The following is a 16,124-nucleotide window of genomic DNA, read 5'->3' as shown; positions in this document are numbered from 1 at the left end:
GGAGTCAAGGCCTGTCAGAAAAGGCCGCTGGTGCCCGGTGCGGGGCGGGTGGCGATGTCAGCCTCGAGCCGGTCGCGTCGGCGGCTGTCCTGCGTCCAGCGCAGCGCGAACAGCACGCCGTTGACCAGCAGCAGCCCCGCGGCGAACAGCCACCACAGCGCGTGCGCGCCCGCCGCAGTCATGCGCGAGGCATCGAGGCTCGGGTCGACGCGCACCCACGGCGTGCCGGTGGTGTCCTTGCCGCTGGCGGTCACGAGGCCTTCGAGGGTGAAGGGTTTCAGGCTGTCTGGTGTGGCGTTGAGCTGCAGGCGGGTCCAGCGGGCGAGCGGGGTGCTCTCGCCATCTTCGGCCTTGCCGGGCTGCGCCGGCATGTCCACGATGCGCGTGGCAGACGCCAGCAGCACGCCGCCCTTGGCGGGCACGATGGCGGTGCGCGCCGTCTCGATCTTCGCAGCCACCGTACTGTCGACGGCTTGTTGCAACGCACGCCGGACAGACGCCAGCTGTTGCTGCGACAGCCTCAGGGATGCGTTCTCCTGGCCCGTCGCCACGCTCGCGGCCAACGCCTGCCAGGTGATCACGGGCATGTCGACGCCGTCCTTGTCTACGGTGGCGTCGATGGTGCGCACGAGGTCGCGCTGCAGGCTCTCGCAGGCGGAGGGCGACAGGCCATCGGCGTCCTTGCAGGCGGCCTCGATCGCCGCCACCGACTGGTCGAAACCCCGCGCGATCCACAGCGTGCGCTCGCGCGCGCTGTAGGCCGCGAGCCTGTCGTCCACCCGTCCGCCCTGCAGAAGCCGCTGCACCTCGATCAGGCTGGACATCGTGTAGTCCTCGGACACACGAATGAAGTGGGGGCTGGCGAGCGCCAGCACGGTCTGCGGAATGTCCAACGCGGGAACAACGGGTGCGGTGCCGTCCCAGCGCACCAGGGTGCAATCGGTGGCGGGCACGCCGGCACGGCCGCTCAGGTCGATCTCGCACCGGCCTTCGCCTGCCATGCGCGCGCGGCTGCCCCAGGGCGGCGGATTGTCGGCCAGTTGCCCGACGTCGGCATAGGCGGTGGTGCCGCTGCCATTCATGACCCACTGCGCCGCCAGCGCAGCCTCGCTGCGCAGGTCGGGCACCGACAGCGCGACCGCACTTGCGGCGAGCAGGCCGATGATCAGATGCAGCAGGTGCCGTCCCCAGTACACGGGCTGGAAACGCCGCCACTCGTCGCTCACCGACCACTTGGGGCCGAAGCCCACTGCGCTGTAGTCGCTGGTGCGCAGCTCGGCTTCGATCACCTCGCCGTGCGCCACCGCTGCCGCGTTGCGCCAGTGCGAGGGCAACACTAGGCTCAACTTGTCGCCGATGAACAGGCCCACGCTCTGGACCGACGTGTTGCCAGCATTCGTCACCGAAATCTGGTTGAGCATGCCGCGCACGCGGTTCACGGGCTGCGGTTCCCGCTCCGGCGCCGTGGCCGGCGGCTTGCGCACGAACAGCCACACGGCCCACAAGCCTGCGAGCAGGCCTGCGCCCAGCAGGTAGATGCGCGCCGCGCGCGTGGCGTCCCAGGTGGCGACCCACAACAGCACGAACGCCAGAAGCCACGCGAAGGCCGAGGCCCAGCCGCCGCGCCCGATGCGGCTCTCGACCTCCTCGGGCGTTTCGGTGCGCTGGCTCAGGATGTCGACCTCGCCGCGCTGGTAGCGCGCGTTCGGGTCGGTCGCTATCGATGCCACCGCGGCTTCCGGCACCACCACGCCAGTCGCCACTTCGGCCGCCACGGTCTCATCGAGCGACGGCAGCGCGCCGAGCTCGCCGCGCTGCCATTGTTGGTCTTGGGCCTGCTGGCGCTGCGCGCGCGCCCGGCCTTCGAGCAGTTCGAAGCCGTTCAGGCGGATCACCACCGCGCACTTGCCGGACAACACCACCTGCGCCTCGTTGTACGCCTCGACGTAGTGGAGGGCGTCGTAGGGCAGCAGCACGTCGACGTCGCCAAGGGTGTCGTGCAGCGTGGTCGCGCCTTGCGTTTGGAGGCCGTGGCGCACGAACGCGCCGTCGAGCTCGTGCACGTTGTCGCCGATCACGAGGCCCTGCCCCATGAGAAAGGGTTGCAGCGCCGACTTTTCTTCGTCGCTGATGCTGCGCAGCACCGGCGAGTTGCTGCGAAAGTCTTTCAGCGCATTGCGGTTCTCGGAGCGTCGCGACATGTAGCTGATGAAGCTGTAGATCCCGTAGAGAACCAGCCCGAGCTTGAGAACGATGAGGACGGTGTCCATCTTTTTTGATTTCCCTGATTTTTTCTTGACGTATGTCGCGCGCACTTGCGCGCGATGCGACCGCCAGCCGAGGGCCCTCCCGAACCCGTGCGTGCTGGCGTGGCTTCAGCCTGCCGACAAGCCCTGCAAGGGTCGAAAGACCTGCGGGTCGGCGTAGAACGAAGCCGCGTCATTCTCGATGCACCAACCGGGCACGCCGAGCACCGGCAGCGGAACGAAAGGCTTGGCTTCGAGCCTTTTCGCACCGATGCTCCGTGCGATTGCCGCATCGTCGAAAGCGGCGGCACCGGTCGCACGGTGCGTCAACAGCACATGCGCGGTGATCGGCTTGCGCGGCGTCACCAGCTTTTCGAGCAGCGCATGGCCGAAGAGCAGCAGGCGTGCGTCATGCCACAGGCTGCGCTGCGTGACGAACAACGCCTGCCAGTCGCGCGCGATCAGCGCCTCCCACAACGCAGGCGGCGCGTCGAGCACGGCGCCGTTCTCGTCGAACAGCGTGAGCGCATCGCGCAGCGGTCCGCGCGTGGCGCCGACGCCGGCGCGTGCGATCTCGGTGGCCTGCAGTTCGTTGAGCCGGCGCTTGGTTTCAGGAAACGCCAGCCAGGCGAGTCCGTTGAAGAAGTCGTGCAGGTTGTCGCGCGTGGGCACGGTGCGCGTGCGGAAGATGTGGGCCTCGTAGGCCTGGCCTTCGGGCAGCGCGTCTTGCGTGACGAAGTCGGGCACGGCAGGTGGCTTGGCCGCCTGCAGCGCGGCGGCGACGGTGCCGCCCTGTGCAATGGCCCGCGCCACGGCTTCGCCGGGGTCGCGGTACGGGGCCAGCCAGGGTGCGGCCCACTCGATGGCCGCGACCGCCGGCAGGGCCGAACTCAAGGCGCGGACGCCCCCGTCCATCGGATGCGGTCGGGATGCTGCATCACTGCGAACTCGGCCGTGAGCTTGTCGAACAGCTTGAGCGAACTGCCGCTCTTGCTGAGCAGGCCGGCGGTGCGCAGGGCCTTGGCCACGTCGTTGAGCGGCACGTCGGTGCCGCGGCGCAGCGCGGGCATGGCCTGCAGGATGAACTCGGCCGCTTCGGAGATTGGAGGCACCGGTGGCGGTGGGGGCGGCGCGGCGGGCTTGGCCGTCTTGGCCGCGGTCTTGCGCGCGGTCTTGGCGGCCACCTTCTTCGCGGGCGCCGTCTTGGCGGCCGGCGCCTTCTTCGCGGCAGCGGTCGTCTTCTTGGCCGGCGCGGTGCGCACGGCCGGCTTCACGCCGTGGTGCGGAATGTCGATGAAGCTGTCGTAGACGCCAACGGTCTCTTCGCCGGTCTTGCCCTGCTGGCCGATGCCGCAGACGCGGCAGCCTTTTTCGCGCAGGCGGATCACGAGCGGCGCAAAGTCGGAGTCGGACGACACCAGCACGACCACGTCGGGCCGCTCGGCGATCACGAGGTCGATGGCATCGACGGCCAGCGCGATGTCGGTGCTGTTCTTGCCCGCCGACAGATTCACCATCGGCCGCACCGACAGCCGCTTGAACAGCGCCTGGCGGTTCACGGCCATCTCGGCATTGCAGTACGCACGGCGCACGTGGATGGCGCCGAAGTCTTCCATCGTGCGCTGCACGGCCTGCTCGATCACGTCGGCCGAGACGTTGTCGGCGTCGATCAGCAGCATCACAAGAGGATTAGAGGTCATAGGATTCTGGTAATTGGTTGGCGGTTGCATGGCAATCACCGTGCAAGCGATGGGGCACTCAGCCCCGATATCTCACCGTGTTCGGCTGGCTTTTGGGCATCAACTCGAATTGCGCAGGATGCCGGCGAAAAAGCAGCACCGGCTTCGAAGTCCCCGTGAGCAACCCAGCGTCACGCAGCTTCTTGGCGATCAAGCTCAGATGCACCGGTTCTTTGGTCTTGAGCTCAGGAAGGATCGAAAGAATCTTCTTGAGAGATGGCGCTCCGGTCGCCGATGCCTTGGCCTGCGTCGGCTCTTGGGTCTTTCGCGCCACGGGCAGCGGCTTGATCTCGGGCAGCGGCTTGATCTCGGGCAACGAGCGCAAGACCGGCGGAGCATCCGGCAGCGTCACGCTGTCCTGCGCAGGTTTCGGTTCGGGTTGAACCTCCAAGAGAGGCGGCGCTTCGACCACGTCCAGCAGCACAACATCGTCGTAGAAGCTGTCGGGGTTTGCGAATATCTTGTTGGCCAGGCTGTAGCAAAGAACCTTGCGCCCCTTCTCCCGCAACCAGATGGCGAGCGGCACGAAGTCCGCGTCACCCGAGCAGATCGCGACGATATCGATGTCGTTGGTGCACACGGCCTCCACGGCGTCGATCACCAGCGCGCTGTCTGTCGTGGTCTTGTCGACGATCAGGTTCGCCACCGGCCGAACACCATGCTTCCAAAGCACGGCGTGGATGCTCTTGAGGCTCTCCGGCCGTCCATAGGCACGCCTGTAGATGACACGATCAGCCATCGATCGCAGCGCCAGCAGGACGTGATCGAGTGCGGTGGGATCGTTCAGGTTGTCGGCATCGATGAACACGGCCATGTTCTTGGCCGTGGTGCTCGTCGGCGTGCCGACAACGGCCATTACACGAGCTTCCAGTTCACCGTCTCGCCGCCGCGCAGCGGCTTGAGCGTAGCTTCGCCGTAGGGCACGGTCTCGGGCAGGGTCCAGGTTTCGCGCTTCAGCGTGATGGTGTCGGTGTGGCGCGGCAGGTCGTAGAAGTCGGGGCCGTGGAAGCTGGCGAAGCCTTCGAGCTTGTCGAGCGCGTTCACGCTGTCGAAGGCCTCGGCGTACAGCTCGATGGCGGTGAGCGCGGTGTAGCAGCCGGCGCAGCCCAATGCGTGCTCCTTCAGGTGCGCGGGGTGCGGCGCGCTGTCGGTGCCCAGGAAGAAGCGGTCGCTGCCGCTGGTGGCGGCCTCGACCAGCGCGACGCGGTGCGTCTCGCGCTTGAGCACGGGCAGGCAGTAGTAGTGCGGGCGGATGCCGCCCGTGAAGATGGCGTTGCGGTTGTACAGCAGGTGGTGCGCCGTGATGGTGGCGGCGGTGAAGCGGTCGGCGTCGCGCACGTAGTGGGCGCCTTCCTTGGTGGTGAGGTGCTCGAACACCACCTTGAGTTCGGGGAAGTCGCGGCGCAGCGGGATCATCACGCGGTCGACGAACACGGCTTCGCGATCGAACAGATCGATGGCCGGGTCGGTCACCTCGCCATGCACCAGCAGCAGCAGGCCGTGCTTCTGCATGGCCTCGAGCGTCTTGTAGGTCTTGCGGATGTCGGTCACGCCGGCATCGCTGTTGGTGGTGGCGCCGGCCGGGTAGAGCTTGAGCGCACGCACGCCGGCTTCGGCGGCCAGCGCGATTTCTTCGGGCGGCAGCTTGTCGGTCAGGTAGAGCGACATCACGGGCTCGAAGGACGTGCCCGCGGGCACGGCGGCGCGGATGCGGTCGCGGTAGGCCACGGCCTGGGCGGCGGTGGTCACGGGCGGACGCAGGTTCGGCATGATCAGCGCGCGGCCGAACTGGCGGGCGCTGTGGGGCACGACGGCTTCGAGGGCGGCGCCATCGCGCACGTGCAGGTGCCAGTCGTCTGGGCGGGTGATCGTGAGGGTGTCTGTCATTGCGGCGAGATTGTCGCATCGCCCCTCGACTGGAGCACCCCCGGGCTACCCCAGCAGGTACTCGCGCACCAGCAGGCGCGCCCGGTGCAGCCGGCTCTTCACGGCGCCCGGCGGCTCGCCCAAGCGCTCGGCGATCTCGGCGATGGTGAGTTCCTCGAAGTCGCGCAGCAGCACGACCTCGCGGTAGTGCGCCGGCAGCGATTCGAGCGCGTGGGCCAGGTCGATGCGCAGCGCGTGGTCGCTGCGGGCCGCGAGCTGGCGCTCGACGGTGTCTTCGTCGAGCGGGTCGTGGCGGAACATCGCGCGCTGCAGGCGCAGGCATTCGCGCCGGATGACGGTGAACAGCCACGACGAGAACGCCGCGGCCGCCTGCAGCCCGCGCACGCGGCGCGCGACCACCAGCAGCGATTCCTGCACGGCGTCGTCCACGTCGCTGGCCTGGCAGTGCCGGCGGGCGTAGCGGCGCGCGTCGGTCTGGCAGGCGGCGAGCAGGCCTTCGAGGGCGACGGGGTCGCCGGTCTGCGCGGCCAGTATCAGGCAGGTGCGGTCGATCGCTGCGGTGGCCATGGGTCAGTGGCCCTTGTCGAGGGTGCGCCCGACCATCGCGCACATCGGGCAGAAGCCGACCAGCCCGGTGAGGGCCAGCATCGCGCCCACGAGGCCGACCGCGACGGCCAGGACGTCCGCCGGCCAGTTCATGGCGGCGAAGGCGAGGCCGATGAGGCCCAGGGCGATGCGCAGGGCGCGTTCCCAGCCGGGAACATTCTTGACGTAGAGCATGGTGGTTTCCTTCGATCCGTGACGTGTGAATGCGGGGGAACAGAACGCCCCTCCCGCATGGAAAGAGGCGGCCACCCGCCGAAACGGTTCGCGGAAAGTCAGGATTTTTTCATGCCCCGGTGCCAACGGCCACGGCAGCCAGGCGCCACTACCGCTGGAACACCCCGCAGATGCGGTCGGCCACGGCCTGCATCCAGCGCACATGGCTGGTCGAGCTGCGCGCGCCCCGGCCCGGCGGCCAGGGGTCGAACAGGCGCAGCGTGGTGCCGCCCCCGCCGGGGTCGTTGTCGCCGCGGATGCCCGCGAGCACGACCATGTGGCCCGGCTGGCCGGCGGGCGCGCCGCCCTTGGCGCCCCAGCGCAGGTCGAACATCAGCGGCCCGGCGTGCAGCGCGGTGCGCAGCGCGGCGACGGTCCACGGGCCGTGGGGCCGCAGCGTGAGGCCGTGCGCGGCGGCGAAGCGGCGGTTGTCGTCGTCGTCATCGCGGCTGCCCTGCGCATGGCGGTCGCTGTCCACGCAGCGGCGCAAGGCGCCGTCGGCGCCCATCAGCTCGCAGGGCGTGCGCGCCAGCACGGTCTGCACGGTGGCGCGCGTGAGCATCGCGGTGGCCGCCGCCCAGCACAGCGCGGGCGCCGGTTGCGGGATCAGCGCCACGGGGTGCAGCAGGGGGGCGTGGGTTTCGTTGTCGAAGGCCACGTTGCGGGTGCAGGGGCCGGCTTCGCCGTCTTCGCACAGCCAGTGCGCGGCCTGCAAGCGCAGCACGGCCGCCCGGGTGACGGGGCCGTAGTCGCCGTCGGGCGCGAGGCCGGGGCTGGGCTGCAATTTGCGGTTCAGGGCCTCCTGCAGGCGACGGACATCGGCCCCGCGCCAGCCCTGTTTCAGCGTGCTCATCGGTGGGAATCCCCCTTGACACAAGGATGCACGGACGAAGGAAAGCGAGCGGATGCATTGTGAAAACGGCACGCCCCTGCGTCTATTGGTCGGATGACATAGCCGAAACATGTGATGACGCGGGGTTGCCCCCCAGCGCCAGCCCCGTGGCGGACCTTGGTAGGCTCGCTCCCCATGACCGCGCCCGCCCCGACCGCCCAGCCCATCGCCACCGACCTCGCCGACGGCGGCCTCGCGGCCCTGTTCACCGCGCCCGGCGGCGCGCCGGCCTTCGCGGTGCGCTGGCAGGGCGCCGTGCACGGCTACCTGAACCAGTGCCCGCACGCGGGCGGCCCGCTCGATTTCGAAGGCCAGATCCTCGAAAGCTCCGGGCGCTACCTGATGTGCGCGCGGCACGGCGCGATCTTCGAGCCCGACACCGGGCGCTGCGTGGGCGGCCCCTGCCGCGGCGCGCGCCTCACGCCGCTGGCGCTGCGCGAGGCGGCGGACGGCAGCGTGTGGCTGGCCGACTGAGGCCGCCGAGCGGCTACAGTCGCGGCCTCTTCTTTCCGCCCTGCCCCATGCGCCGATTCGCTGCTTTCTCCGTTCTCGTTCCGGCCCTGCTCATCGGCGCGGGCTGCGTCTCGCGACCCGCGCCGCGCGTCACCTTCCTGGCCGACGGCGTGTTCAAGTCGCCCACGGCGCAGGACGCCGAGAACTACTGCCGCAACTTCGGCGCGCCGATGCGCTTTCTGAGCAGCACGCTGTCGGAGGTGCCGGCGCAGGGCGTGCCGGCGGGAGAAGTCGTCTACCGCTGCGACTGAGCTTCTTCGGCTTCTTCCGGCCGCACCCGCGCCAGGATGAAATCGATGAACGTCCGGATCGCCCGCGTGTGCTGGCGGTTCGGCATGTAGAGCATGAACATCTGGGTGCCGAAGATCGACAGGCGCCAGTCGTCCAGCGTGGTCACCACGTCGCCGCGGCGCACGTCTTCCTGCACCACGTAGTCGGGCACGAGGCCCACGCCCAGGCCCGCGAGGATGGCCTGGCGCAGGAACAGGAAGTTCTCCGAGATCAGCGTCGGCTCCAGGATCACTTCGCGCCGCGTCTCGCCCTGGTAGGCCGAGATGCGCAGCTGCCGTCCGATGACGGCGGCCGTCACCACTGGCGTGGCGCGCAGCGCGTCGAGCTGCACGGGCAACGGGTGGCGCTCGGCATACGCGCGCGTGGCGCAGGCCACATAGCGCACCGGCCCCATCTCGCGCGCCACGAGGTTTTGCGGCGGCTCGGGGATCACGCGGATGGCGATGTCGACCTCGTCGCGCAGCAAATCCTCGATGCGGTTCTCGAACACCACGTCGAGCACGATGCCGGGGTACTGGCGCTTGAAGTCGATGAGCCAGTCGGCCATCACGAGCTGGCCGTAGCCGCTGGGCACGCTCAGGCGCACGCGGCCCTGCAGGCCCTCGCCCAGCGCGGTGACCGACTCGCGCGCCGCCAGCAGCTCGCCCTGGATGGCCACGCCATGCTGGTACAGCCGCAGGCCGATCTCGGTGGGCTCGGCGCGCCGGGTGGTGCGCCGGATCAGCTGCGCGCCCACCGAGCGCTCCAGCTGGTTCAGGTGGTAGCTGACGTTGGCGCGGGTCATCTTGAGCCGGCGCGCCGCCGCGCTCAGGTTGCCCGCGTCAAGGATTTCTACCAGCAGGGTGAGCGATTGCAGGTCCATGGGCGGATTGTGTCAAAAATTCTTTGACAGTCTGTCAACCACCTATGCAATTGTCAAAGCAGCGATGGCGGCCAAGAATGCAGGGCTCCCCAGAGCCCCGGACCCCTCGAGACTTCACGAGGGCCTGCCACGCAAGCAAGAGACAAGCGACACGCACATGGCCACCCCCACTCCCAGCCCTTCCACGTCCAACGGTCCCGTCACCTTCCAGCGTCAAGGCGACGTGTGCGTGGTGACCATCGACAACCCGCCCGTCAACGCCCTGGGCGTGGACGTGCGCCGCGGCTTGGCCGCCGCCATCGACGCGGCCGAGGCCGACAGCGGCGCCAAGGCCGTGCTGATCGTCGGCGCGGGCCGCAACTTCATCGCCGGCGCGGACATCCGCGAGTTCGGCCAGGCGCCGCAGCAGCCCTCGCTGCCCGAGGTCTGCCTGAAGATCGAGAACTGCAGCAAGCCGGTGGTCGCCGCCATCCATGGCGCCGCTCTCGGTGGCGGGCTGGAGATCGCTCTGTCGGCGCACTACCGCCTCGCCGCGCCCACCGCCAAGCTGGGCCTGCCCGAAGTGGCGCTGGGCCTGCTGCCCGGCTCGGGCGGCACGCAACGCGCACCGCGCCTGATCGGCGTGAAGCCCGCGCTCGAACTGATGCTCAGCGGCCGCCATGCGGGCGCCAAGGAAGCACTGTCGCTCGGCCTCGTCGACCGCCTCGGCGCTGAAGCCGACGCGCGCGCCGAAGGCCTCGCCTACGCGCAGGAACTGGTCGCTGCCAACGCCCCGGTCCGCCGCACGCGCGAAGCCGCCGGCCTGGCCGACAAGGAAGCCGCCCGCGCCGCCCTCGAGGCCGCGCGCGCCGACACCGCCAAGAAGAGCCGCGGTCTGTTCTCGCCGATGAAGATCATCGAAGCCGTCGAAGGCGCGCTCACGCTGCCCTTCGACGAAGGCATGGCGCTGGAGCGCAAGCTGTTCCTGCAGTGCATCGACAGCCCGCAGCGCGCCGGCCTGATCCACGCCTTCTTCGCCGAGCGCGAAGTGCTGAAGGCGCCCGAGACCCGTTCGGCCAGCCCGCGCGCGCTCGCCTCGGCCGGCATCGTCGGCGGCGGCACCATGGGCGCGGGCATCGCCGTGGCCATGCTCGACGCGGGCCTGCCCGTGACCATGGTCGAGCGCGACGAGCCCAGCCTCGCGCGCGGCCGTGCGCACGTCGAGAAGGTGTACGACGGCCTCATCACCAAGGGCCGCATGACGCCCGAGGCCAAGGCCGCCGTGATGGCGCGCTTCTCGGGCTCGACCAGCTACGACGCCTTCGCCAGCGTCGACATCGTGGTCGAGGCCGTGTTCGAAGAGATGGGCGTCAAGAAGGCCGTGTTCGCCGAACTCGACCGCGTGTGCAAGAAGGGCGCCGTGCTCGCCACCAACACCTCGTACCTGGACATCGACGAGATCGCCGCCAGCATCTCCCGTCCTCAGGACGTGGTGGGCCTGCACTTCTTCTCGCCCGCCAACATCATGAAGCTGCTGGAGATCGTGGTGCCCGCCAAGGTGAGCGCCGACGTGGTCGCCACCGGCTTCGAGCTCGCGAAGAAGCTCAAGAAGGTGCCCGTGCGCGCCGGCGTGTGCGACGGCTTCATCGGCAACCGCATCCTGGCCGTGTACCGCCAGGCCGCCGACCACATGATGGAAGACGGCGCATCGCCCTACGACATCGACGCGGCCGTGCGCAACTTCGGCTACCCGATGGGCCCGTTCCAGGTGTCCGACCTGGCCGGCGGCGACATCGGCTGGGCCACGCGCAAGCGCAAGGCCGCCACGCGCGACCCACAGGCGCGCTACGTGCAGGTGGCCGACCGCATCTGCGAACGCGGCTGGTTCGGCCAGAAGACGCAGCGCGGCTACTACCTGTACCCCGAAGGCGCGCGCACCGGCGTGCCCGACCCCGAGGTGCTGGCCATCATCGACGCCGAGCGCGAGCGCGCCGGCATCACGCCGCGCAGCTTCACCGAAGAAGAAATCATGCGCCGCTACATGGCCGCCATGGTCAACGAAGGCGCCAATGTCGTGCTGCAGCGCATCGCGCTGCGCCCGCTCGACGTGGACGTGACCTTCCTCTATGGCTACGGCTTCCCGCGCCACCGCGGCGGCCCCATGAAGTACGCCGACACCGTGGGCCTGCCCAAGGTGCTCGCCGACATCCGCGAGTTCGCCAAGGCCGACCCGATCTTCTGGAAGCCGTCGCCGCTGCTCGTGGAGCTGGTCGAACGCGGCGCCGATTTCGCAAGCCTGAATCAATCCGAGTAACCGTTAGAGCCCACCGTCCAGGAGACAACCCCATGCGTGAAGCCGTCATCGTTTCTACCGCCCGCACCCCGCTCACCAAGGCGCACCGCGGCGAATTCAACATCACCTCCGGCGCCACGCTGGCCTCGTTCGCGGTGAAGGCCGCGGTCGAGCGCTCGGGCCTGGACCCGGCGCTGATCGAGGACGCGATCCTCGGCTGCGGCTACCCCGAAGGCACCACCGGCCGCAACATCGCGCGCCAGTCGATCATCCGCTCGGGCCTGCCCATCAGCATCGCCGGCACCACCGTGAACCGTTTCTGCGCCTCGGGCCTGCAGGCCATCGCCATGGCCGCCGGCCGCATCGTCGTGGACGGCGCGCCGGCCATGATCGCGGGCGGCGTGGAAAGCATCTCGCAGATCCGCGGCCGCAGCCCCGGTGACGGTGGCGACCTCAGCCTGGACCCGTGGATCGTCGAGCACAAGCCCGAGCTGTACATGGCGATGATCGACACCGCCGACATCGTCGCCAAGCGCTACAACATCAGCCGCGAAGCGCAGGACCGCTTCTCCGCCGAGAGCCAGCGCAAGACCGAAGAAGCGCAACTGGCCGGCCGCTACAAGGACGAGATCGTGGCCTGCACCACCACGATGGCCGTGACCGACAAGGAGACCAAGGAGGTCACCCACCGCGAAGTCACCGCCACGGAAGACAACTGCAACCGCCGCGGCACCACCTACGAAGCGCTGGCCAAGCTCAAGCCCGTGATGGGCGACGACAAGTTCATCACCGCCGGCAACGCCTCGCAGCTGTCCGACGGCGCTTCGGCCTGCGTGATGATGGAAGCCAAGGACGCCGAGCGCGCCAACCTGAAGCCGCTGGGCGCGTTCCGCGGCCTGGCGCTGGCCGGCTGCGAGCCCGACGAGATGGGCATCGGCCCGGTCTTCGCAGTGCCCAAGCTGCTCGCGCGCCACGGCCTGAAGGTGCAGGACATCGACCTGTGGGAACTCAACGAAGCCTTCGCCTCGCAGTCGATCTACTGCCAGGAGAAGCTGGGCATTCCCTCGGAACGCCTGAACGTCAACGGCGGCGCGATCTCCATCGGCCACCCCTTCGGCATGACCGGCGCACGCCTCACGGGCCACGTGCTGCTCGAAGGCAAGCGCCGCGGCGCCAAGTACGCCGTGGTCACGATGTGCATCGCCGGCGGCATGGGCGCCGCGGGCCTGTTCGAAATTTATTGACAGCCTTCGCTCTCCCCCAGGCTTCGCGCACTTCGTGTCGCTTCTCCAACCCCCTTCCGGGGGCAACCCCTGCGGCCCGGCAAAGCCGGTTCCGCGGGGTTCCACTTGAATACGTCAACCCTCCATCCGAGAGATAAGACATGGACCTGAACTTCACCCCTGAAGAAGAAGCCTTCCGCAGCGAAGTGCGCAGCTTCCTGGCGAACAAGCTGCCCGCGCGGCTGTCCGACAAGGTGCGCGGCGGCAAGATCCTGGAAAAGGCCGACATGCAGGAATGGCACGCCATCCTGAACGAGCGCGGCTGGCTCGCCAACCACTGGCCCGAGCAGTACGGCGGCCCGGGTTGGACCGCGGTCGAGAAGTTCATCTTCGAGAACGAATGCGCGCTGGCCTTCGCGCCGCGCATCGTGCCCTTCGGCGTCAACATGCTGGGCCCGGTGCTCATCAAGTACGGCAACGAAGCGCAAAAGAGCTACTGGTTGCCGCGCATCCTGAACGGCGCCGACTGGTGGTGCCAGGGCTACTCGGAACCCGGCGCGGGCTCCGACCTGGCCGCGGTGAAGACCACGGCCGTGCGCGGCATCGACGCGCAGGGCGACCACTACATCGTGAACGGCCAGAAGACCTGGACCACGCTGGGCCAGCACGCCAACATGATCTTCTGCCTGGTGCGCACCAACCGCGAGGCGAAGAAGCAGGAAGGCATCAGCTTCCTCTTGGTCGACATGACCTCGCCCGGCGTGGAAGTGCGCCCGATCATCACGCTGGACGGCGAGCATGAAGTCAACGAGGTGTTCTTCTCCGACGTGCGCGTGCCCGCCGAGAACCTCGTGGGCGAAGAGAACAAGGGCTGGACCTGCGCCAAGTACCTGCTGACCTACGAGCGCACCAACATCGCGGGCGTGGGCTTCTCGGTGGCCGCGCTCGAACAGCTCAAGGGCATCGCCGCCTCGCAGACCAAGAACGGCAAGCCGCTCGCCGAAGACCCGTCCTTTGCCGCGCGCCTGGCGCGCGTCGAGATCGACCTGGAGAACATGAAGACCACCAACCTGCGCGTGATCGCGGCGGTGGCCGGCGGCGGCGTGCCCGGCGCGGAAAGCTCGATGCTGAAGATTCGCGGCACCGAGATCCGCCAGGAAATCTCGTCGCTCGCGCGCCGCGCCATGGGCGTGTACGGCCGCCCCTTCGTGGCCGAAGCGCTGCAGGACGGCTTCACCGGCGAGACCTTCGGCCCGGCCTATGCCAAGGCCGCCGCCTCGCGCTACTTCAACAACCGCAAGCTGTCGATCTTCGGCGGCTCGAACGAAATCCAGAAGAACATCATCTCCAAGATGATCCTGGGCCTGTAAAGGAAAGACGCCATGAACTTCGAACACACCGAAGACCGGCGCATGCTCGCCGACAGCCTGAACCGCTTCATCGCCGAGCAGTACGCCTTCGATGCGCGCGACCGCATCGCGAAGTCGGCGCACGGTTTCAGCAAGGAGATCTTCCAGAACTTCGCCGAGCTCGGCGTGATCGGCGCGCTGTTCAGCGAAGCCGACGGCGGCTTCGGCGGCAGCGGCTTCGACATCGCCGTGGTCTTCGAAGCGCTGGGCCGCGGCCTCGTGGTCGAGCCGCTGCTGGGTGCCGTGATGGTCGGCGAGGCGCTCAGCGCCGCCGGCAGCGATGCGCAGAAAGAGAAGATCGGCGACATCGTCAACGGCGCGACCGTGGCGGCCTTTGCGCACGATGAAGCCGACACGCACTACGAACGCACGCGCGTGGCCACGACCGCCGAACGCAGCGGCGACGGCTGGGTGCTCCAGGGCGCCAAGGCCGTGGTGCCGCAGGGCGAGCAGGCCGACCTGTTCCTGGTCTCGGCCCGCACTTCGGGCCACGTGGACGACGAAGCCGGCATCTCGCTGTTCCTCGTGCCCGCCAAGACCGCCGGCCTCACCGTGCGCGGCTGCCCCGCGATCGACGGGGGCCGCGTGGCCGAACTCACGCTCGACGGCGTGACGCTCGGCGCCGACGCGCTGCTGGGTGCCGAGGGCCACGGCGCCGCCACGCTGGAACGCGCCATCGGCCGCGGCGTGCTCGCGCTGTGCGCCGAAGCCCTGGGCGCGATGGAAGCCGCCAAGACCGCCACGCTCGAGTACCTGCGCACGCGCAAGCAGTTCGGCATTCTCATCGGCAGCTTCCAGGCCCTGCAGCACCGCATGGCCGACCTGCTGCTCGAGATCGAACAGGCCCGCTCGGCCGTGATCAACGCCGCCGCGGCCATCGACGGCAGCGACCGCGTGGCGCGCGAGCGCGCGCTGTCGGCCGCCAAGTTCAGCATCGGCCGCATCGGCGCGCTGGTGGCCGAAGAAAGCATCCAGATGCACGGCGGCATCGGCATGACCTGGGAGCTGCCGCTGCCCCACTACGCCAAGCGCCTCGTGATGATCGACCACCAGCTCGGCGATGAAGACCACCACCTGCAGCGCTACATCGCTCTGGGCAAAGAGGTCGCAGCATGACGGACAAGACCGTCCTCATCTCGCAGGAAGGCGCCGTCCGCATCCTGACCAACAGCAACCCGGCCGCGCGCAACGCGATCACGCCGACGCTGTACGCCGAGCTGTCGGCCGCGCTCACCGATGCGCAGAACGACCCCGAGGTGGGCGCCATCGTCTTCACCGGCGCGGGCGACTTCTTCTGCTCGGGCGGCGACCTGAACCTGCTGGCCAAGCGCCGCGAACTGCCCGAGGCCGAACGCCGCGAGAAGCTCGAAGGCCTGCACGACCTGATCCGCGCGATCCGCGACTGCGGCAAGCCCGTGATCGCGGCCGTCGAAGGCGGCGCGGCCGGCGCGGGCCTGTCGATGGCGCTGGCCTGCGACATGCTGGTGTCGGCGCGCGATGCGTTCTACACGGTGGCCTACGTCAAGGTCGGCCTCACGCCCGACGGCGGCGCCACGGCCTTCCTCGCGGAGTTCGTCTCGCGCCAGCTGCTCACCGAGCTGTGCCTCACCGGCGACCGCCTCACGGCCGAGCGCCTGCATGCGATGGGCGCGGTGAACCGCCTGACCGACAAGGGCGGCGCACTGGCCGAGGCCATCGCCCTCGCGGCCAAGGTGGCCAACGGCCCGCAGCGCGCGAGCGCACGCATCAAGACGCTGTGCCGCCAGGCGCATCGTGCAACGCTCGAGGAACAACTCGAGGCCGAAGCGGTCTATATGGTGGCGTCGCAGGCCGATGCCGAAGCCGCCGAAGGCATCGGCGCCTTCCTCGGCAAGCGCAAGGCCGACTTCGTCGCGTTGCGCCGCGCCGCGTCCTGACGCCACGCGCCCTTCCCCCGCGTGCAGATGCGGGGGTCTTTCGTTTTCCTGGAGT

Annotated in this window: 16 protein-coding genes; 7 read left to right on the top strand and 9 right to left on the bottom strand. The window is 69.0% G+C overall.

The window, feature by feature from the left end:
- Positions 1-14: 14 nt before the first annotated feature.
- The 8 genes from AC57B8_RS14410 to AC57B8_RS14375 all read right to left on the bottom strand — a co-directional run bounded on the left by AC57B8_RS14410 (position 15) and on the right by AC57B8_RS14375 (position 7,544).
- Positions 15-2,270, bottom strand: coding sequence for an IgaA/UmoB family intracellular growth attenuator (locus tag AC57B8_RS14410; protein ID WP_496479968.1), 2,256 nt, complete (start codon positions 2,268-2,270; stop codon positions 15-17).
- Positions 2,271-2,375: 105 nt separating this feature from the next.
- Positions 2,376-3,161 (bottom strand): DUF3025 domain-containing protein, encoded by a 786-nt coding sequence (locus tag AC57B8_RS14405; RefSeq protein ID WP_496479967.1) that lies wholly within the window; start codon positions 3,159-3,161, stop codon positions 2,376-2,378.
- Complete coding sequence (locus tag AC57B8_RS14400; RefSeq protein WP_496479966.1) at positions 3,137-3,946, bottom strand: NYN domain-containing protein; 810 nt, start codon at positions 3,944-3,946, stop codon at positions 3,137-3,139. Before AC57B8_RS14400 ends, AC57B8_RS14405 begins: the two co-directional genes overlap by 25 nt.
- Positions 3,947-4,004: 58 nt before the next feature.
- Entirely contained in the window at positions 4,005-4,841 is an 837-nt protein-coding gene (locus tag AC57B8_RS14395) for an NYN domain-containing protein (protein ID WP_496479965.1), read from the bottom strand.
- Positions 4,841-5,872, bottom strand: a complete 1,032-nt coding sequence (gene pyrC / locus AC57B8_RS14390; RefSeq protein WP_496479964.1) for a dihydroorotase — start codon at positions 5,870-5,872, stop codon at positions 4,841-4,843. Before pyrC ends, AC57B8_RS14395 begins: the two co-directional genes overlap by 1 nt.
- Positions 5,873-5,917: 45 nt before the next feature.
- Positions 5,918-6,439, bottom strand: a complete 522-nt coding sequence (locus AC57B8_RS14385; RefSeq protein WP_062478577.1) for an RNA polymerase sigma factor — start codon at positions 6,437-6,439, stop codon at positions 5,918-5,920.
- A gap of 3 nt (positions 6,440-6,442) precedes the next feature.
- On the bottom strand, positions 6,443-6,652 hold the full coding sequence (locus tag AC57B8_RS14380; protein ID WP_496479963.1) for a YgaP family membrane protein: 210 nt from the start codon (positions 6,650-6,652) through the stop codon (positions 6,443-6,445).
- A gap of 148 nt (positions 6,653-6,800) precedes the next feature.
- Positions 6,801-7,544, bottom strand: a complete 744-nt coding sequence (locus tag AC57B8_RS14375) for a peptidoglycan-binding protein (RefSeq protein WP_496479962.1) — start codon at positions 7,542-7,544, stop codon at positions 6,801-6,803.
- Positions 7,545-7,718: 174 nt separating this feature from the next.
- Between AC57B8_RS14375 and AC57B8_RS14370 the strand changes: the two genes are divergently transcribed.
- Together AC57B8_RS14370 and AC57B8_RS14365 are read left to right on the top strand one after the other, a co-directional pair.
- Entirely contained in the window at positions 7,719-8,057 is a 339-nt protein-coding gene (locus AC57B8_RS14370; protein WP_447741036.1) for a Rieske (2Fe-2S) protein, read from the top strand.
- A 47-nt stretch (positions 8,058-8,104) separates the two neighbouring features.
- The gene (locus tag AC57B8_RS14365) at positions 8,105-8,347 is read left to right on the top strand and encodes a hypothetical protein (protein WP_390346755.1); all 243 of its coding nucleotides are present in this window, start codon (positions 8,105-8,107) and stop codon (positions 8,345-8,347) included.
- Here the strand turns inward: AC57B8_RS14365 and AC57B8_RS14360 are convergent.
- Entirely contained in the window at positions 8,332-9,249 is a 918-nt protein-coding gene (locus AC57B8_RS14360; protein WP_062478562.1) for a LysR family transcriptional regulator, read from the bottom strand. The two genes, AC57B8_RS14365 and AC57B8_RS14360, sit on opposite strands and share 16 nt — an antisense overlap.
- 157 nt (positions 9,250-9,406) lie before the next feature.
- On the opposite strand from AC57B8_RS14360, the gene AC57B8_RS14355 reads away from it, so the two are divergent.
- The 5 genes from AC57B8_RS14355 (at position 9,407) to AC57B8_RS14335 (ending at position 16,069) form a co-directional block, all read left to right on the top strand.
- Positions 9,407-11,542, top strand: a complete 2,136-nt coding sequence (locus AC57B8_RS14355) for a 3-hydroxyacyl-CoA dehydrogenase NAD-binding domain-containing protein (RefSeq protein ID WP_496479961.1) — start codon at positions 9,407-9,409, stop codon at positions 11,540-11,542.
- Between the two features lie 32 nt (positions 11,543-11,574).
- Entirely contained in the window at positions 11,575-12,765 is a 1,191-nt protein-coding gene (locus AC57B8_RS14350; protein WP_062478557.1) for an acetyl-CoA C-acyltransferase, read from the top strand.
- 140 nt (positions 12,766-12,905) lie between these two features.
- Positions 12,906-14,114 carry an acyl-CoA dehydrogenase family protein gene (locus AC57B8_RS14345; protein ID WP_496479960.1) on the top strand — a complete coding sequence of 403 codons (1,209 nt, stop codon included), beginning with the start codon at positions 12,906-12,908 and terminating at the stop codon, positions 14,112-14,114.
- 12 nt (positions 14,115-14,126) lie between these two features.
- Entirely contained in the window at positions 14,127-15,269 is a 1,143-nt protein-coding gene (locus tag AC57B8_RS14340) for an acyl-CoA dehydrogenase family protein (protein ID WP_496479959.1), read from the top strand.
- Positions 15,266-16,069 (top strand): oxepin-CoA hydrolase, alternative type, encoded by an 804-nt coding sequence (locus AC57B8_RS14335; RefSeq protein WP_496479958.1) that lies wholly within the window; start codon positions 15,266-15,268, stop codon positions 16,067-16,069. Before AC57B8_RS14340 ends, AC57B8_RS14335 begins: the two co-directional genes overlap by 4 nt.
- Positions 16,070-16,124: the final 55 nt, after the last annotated feature.

It is taken from the genome of Variovorax sp. BGA-UO-ETr-C22 (genome assembly GCF_059567965.1).
The sequence above is the reverse complement of the archived record's forward strand: the minus strand, read 5'-3'. Positions and strand labels throughout refer to the sequence as shown.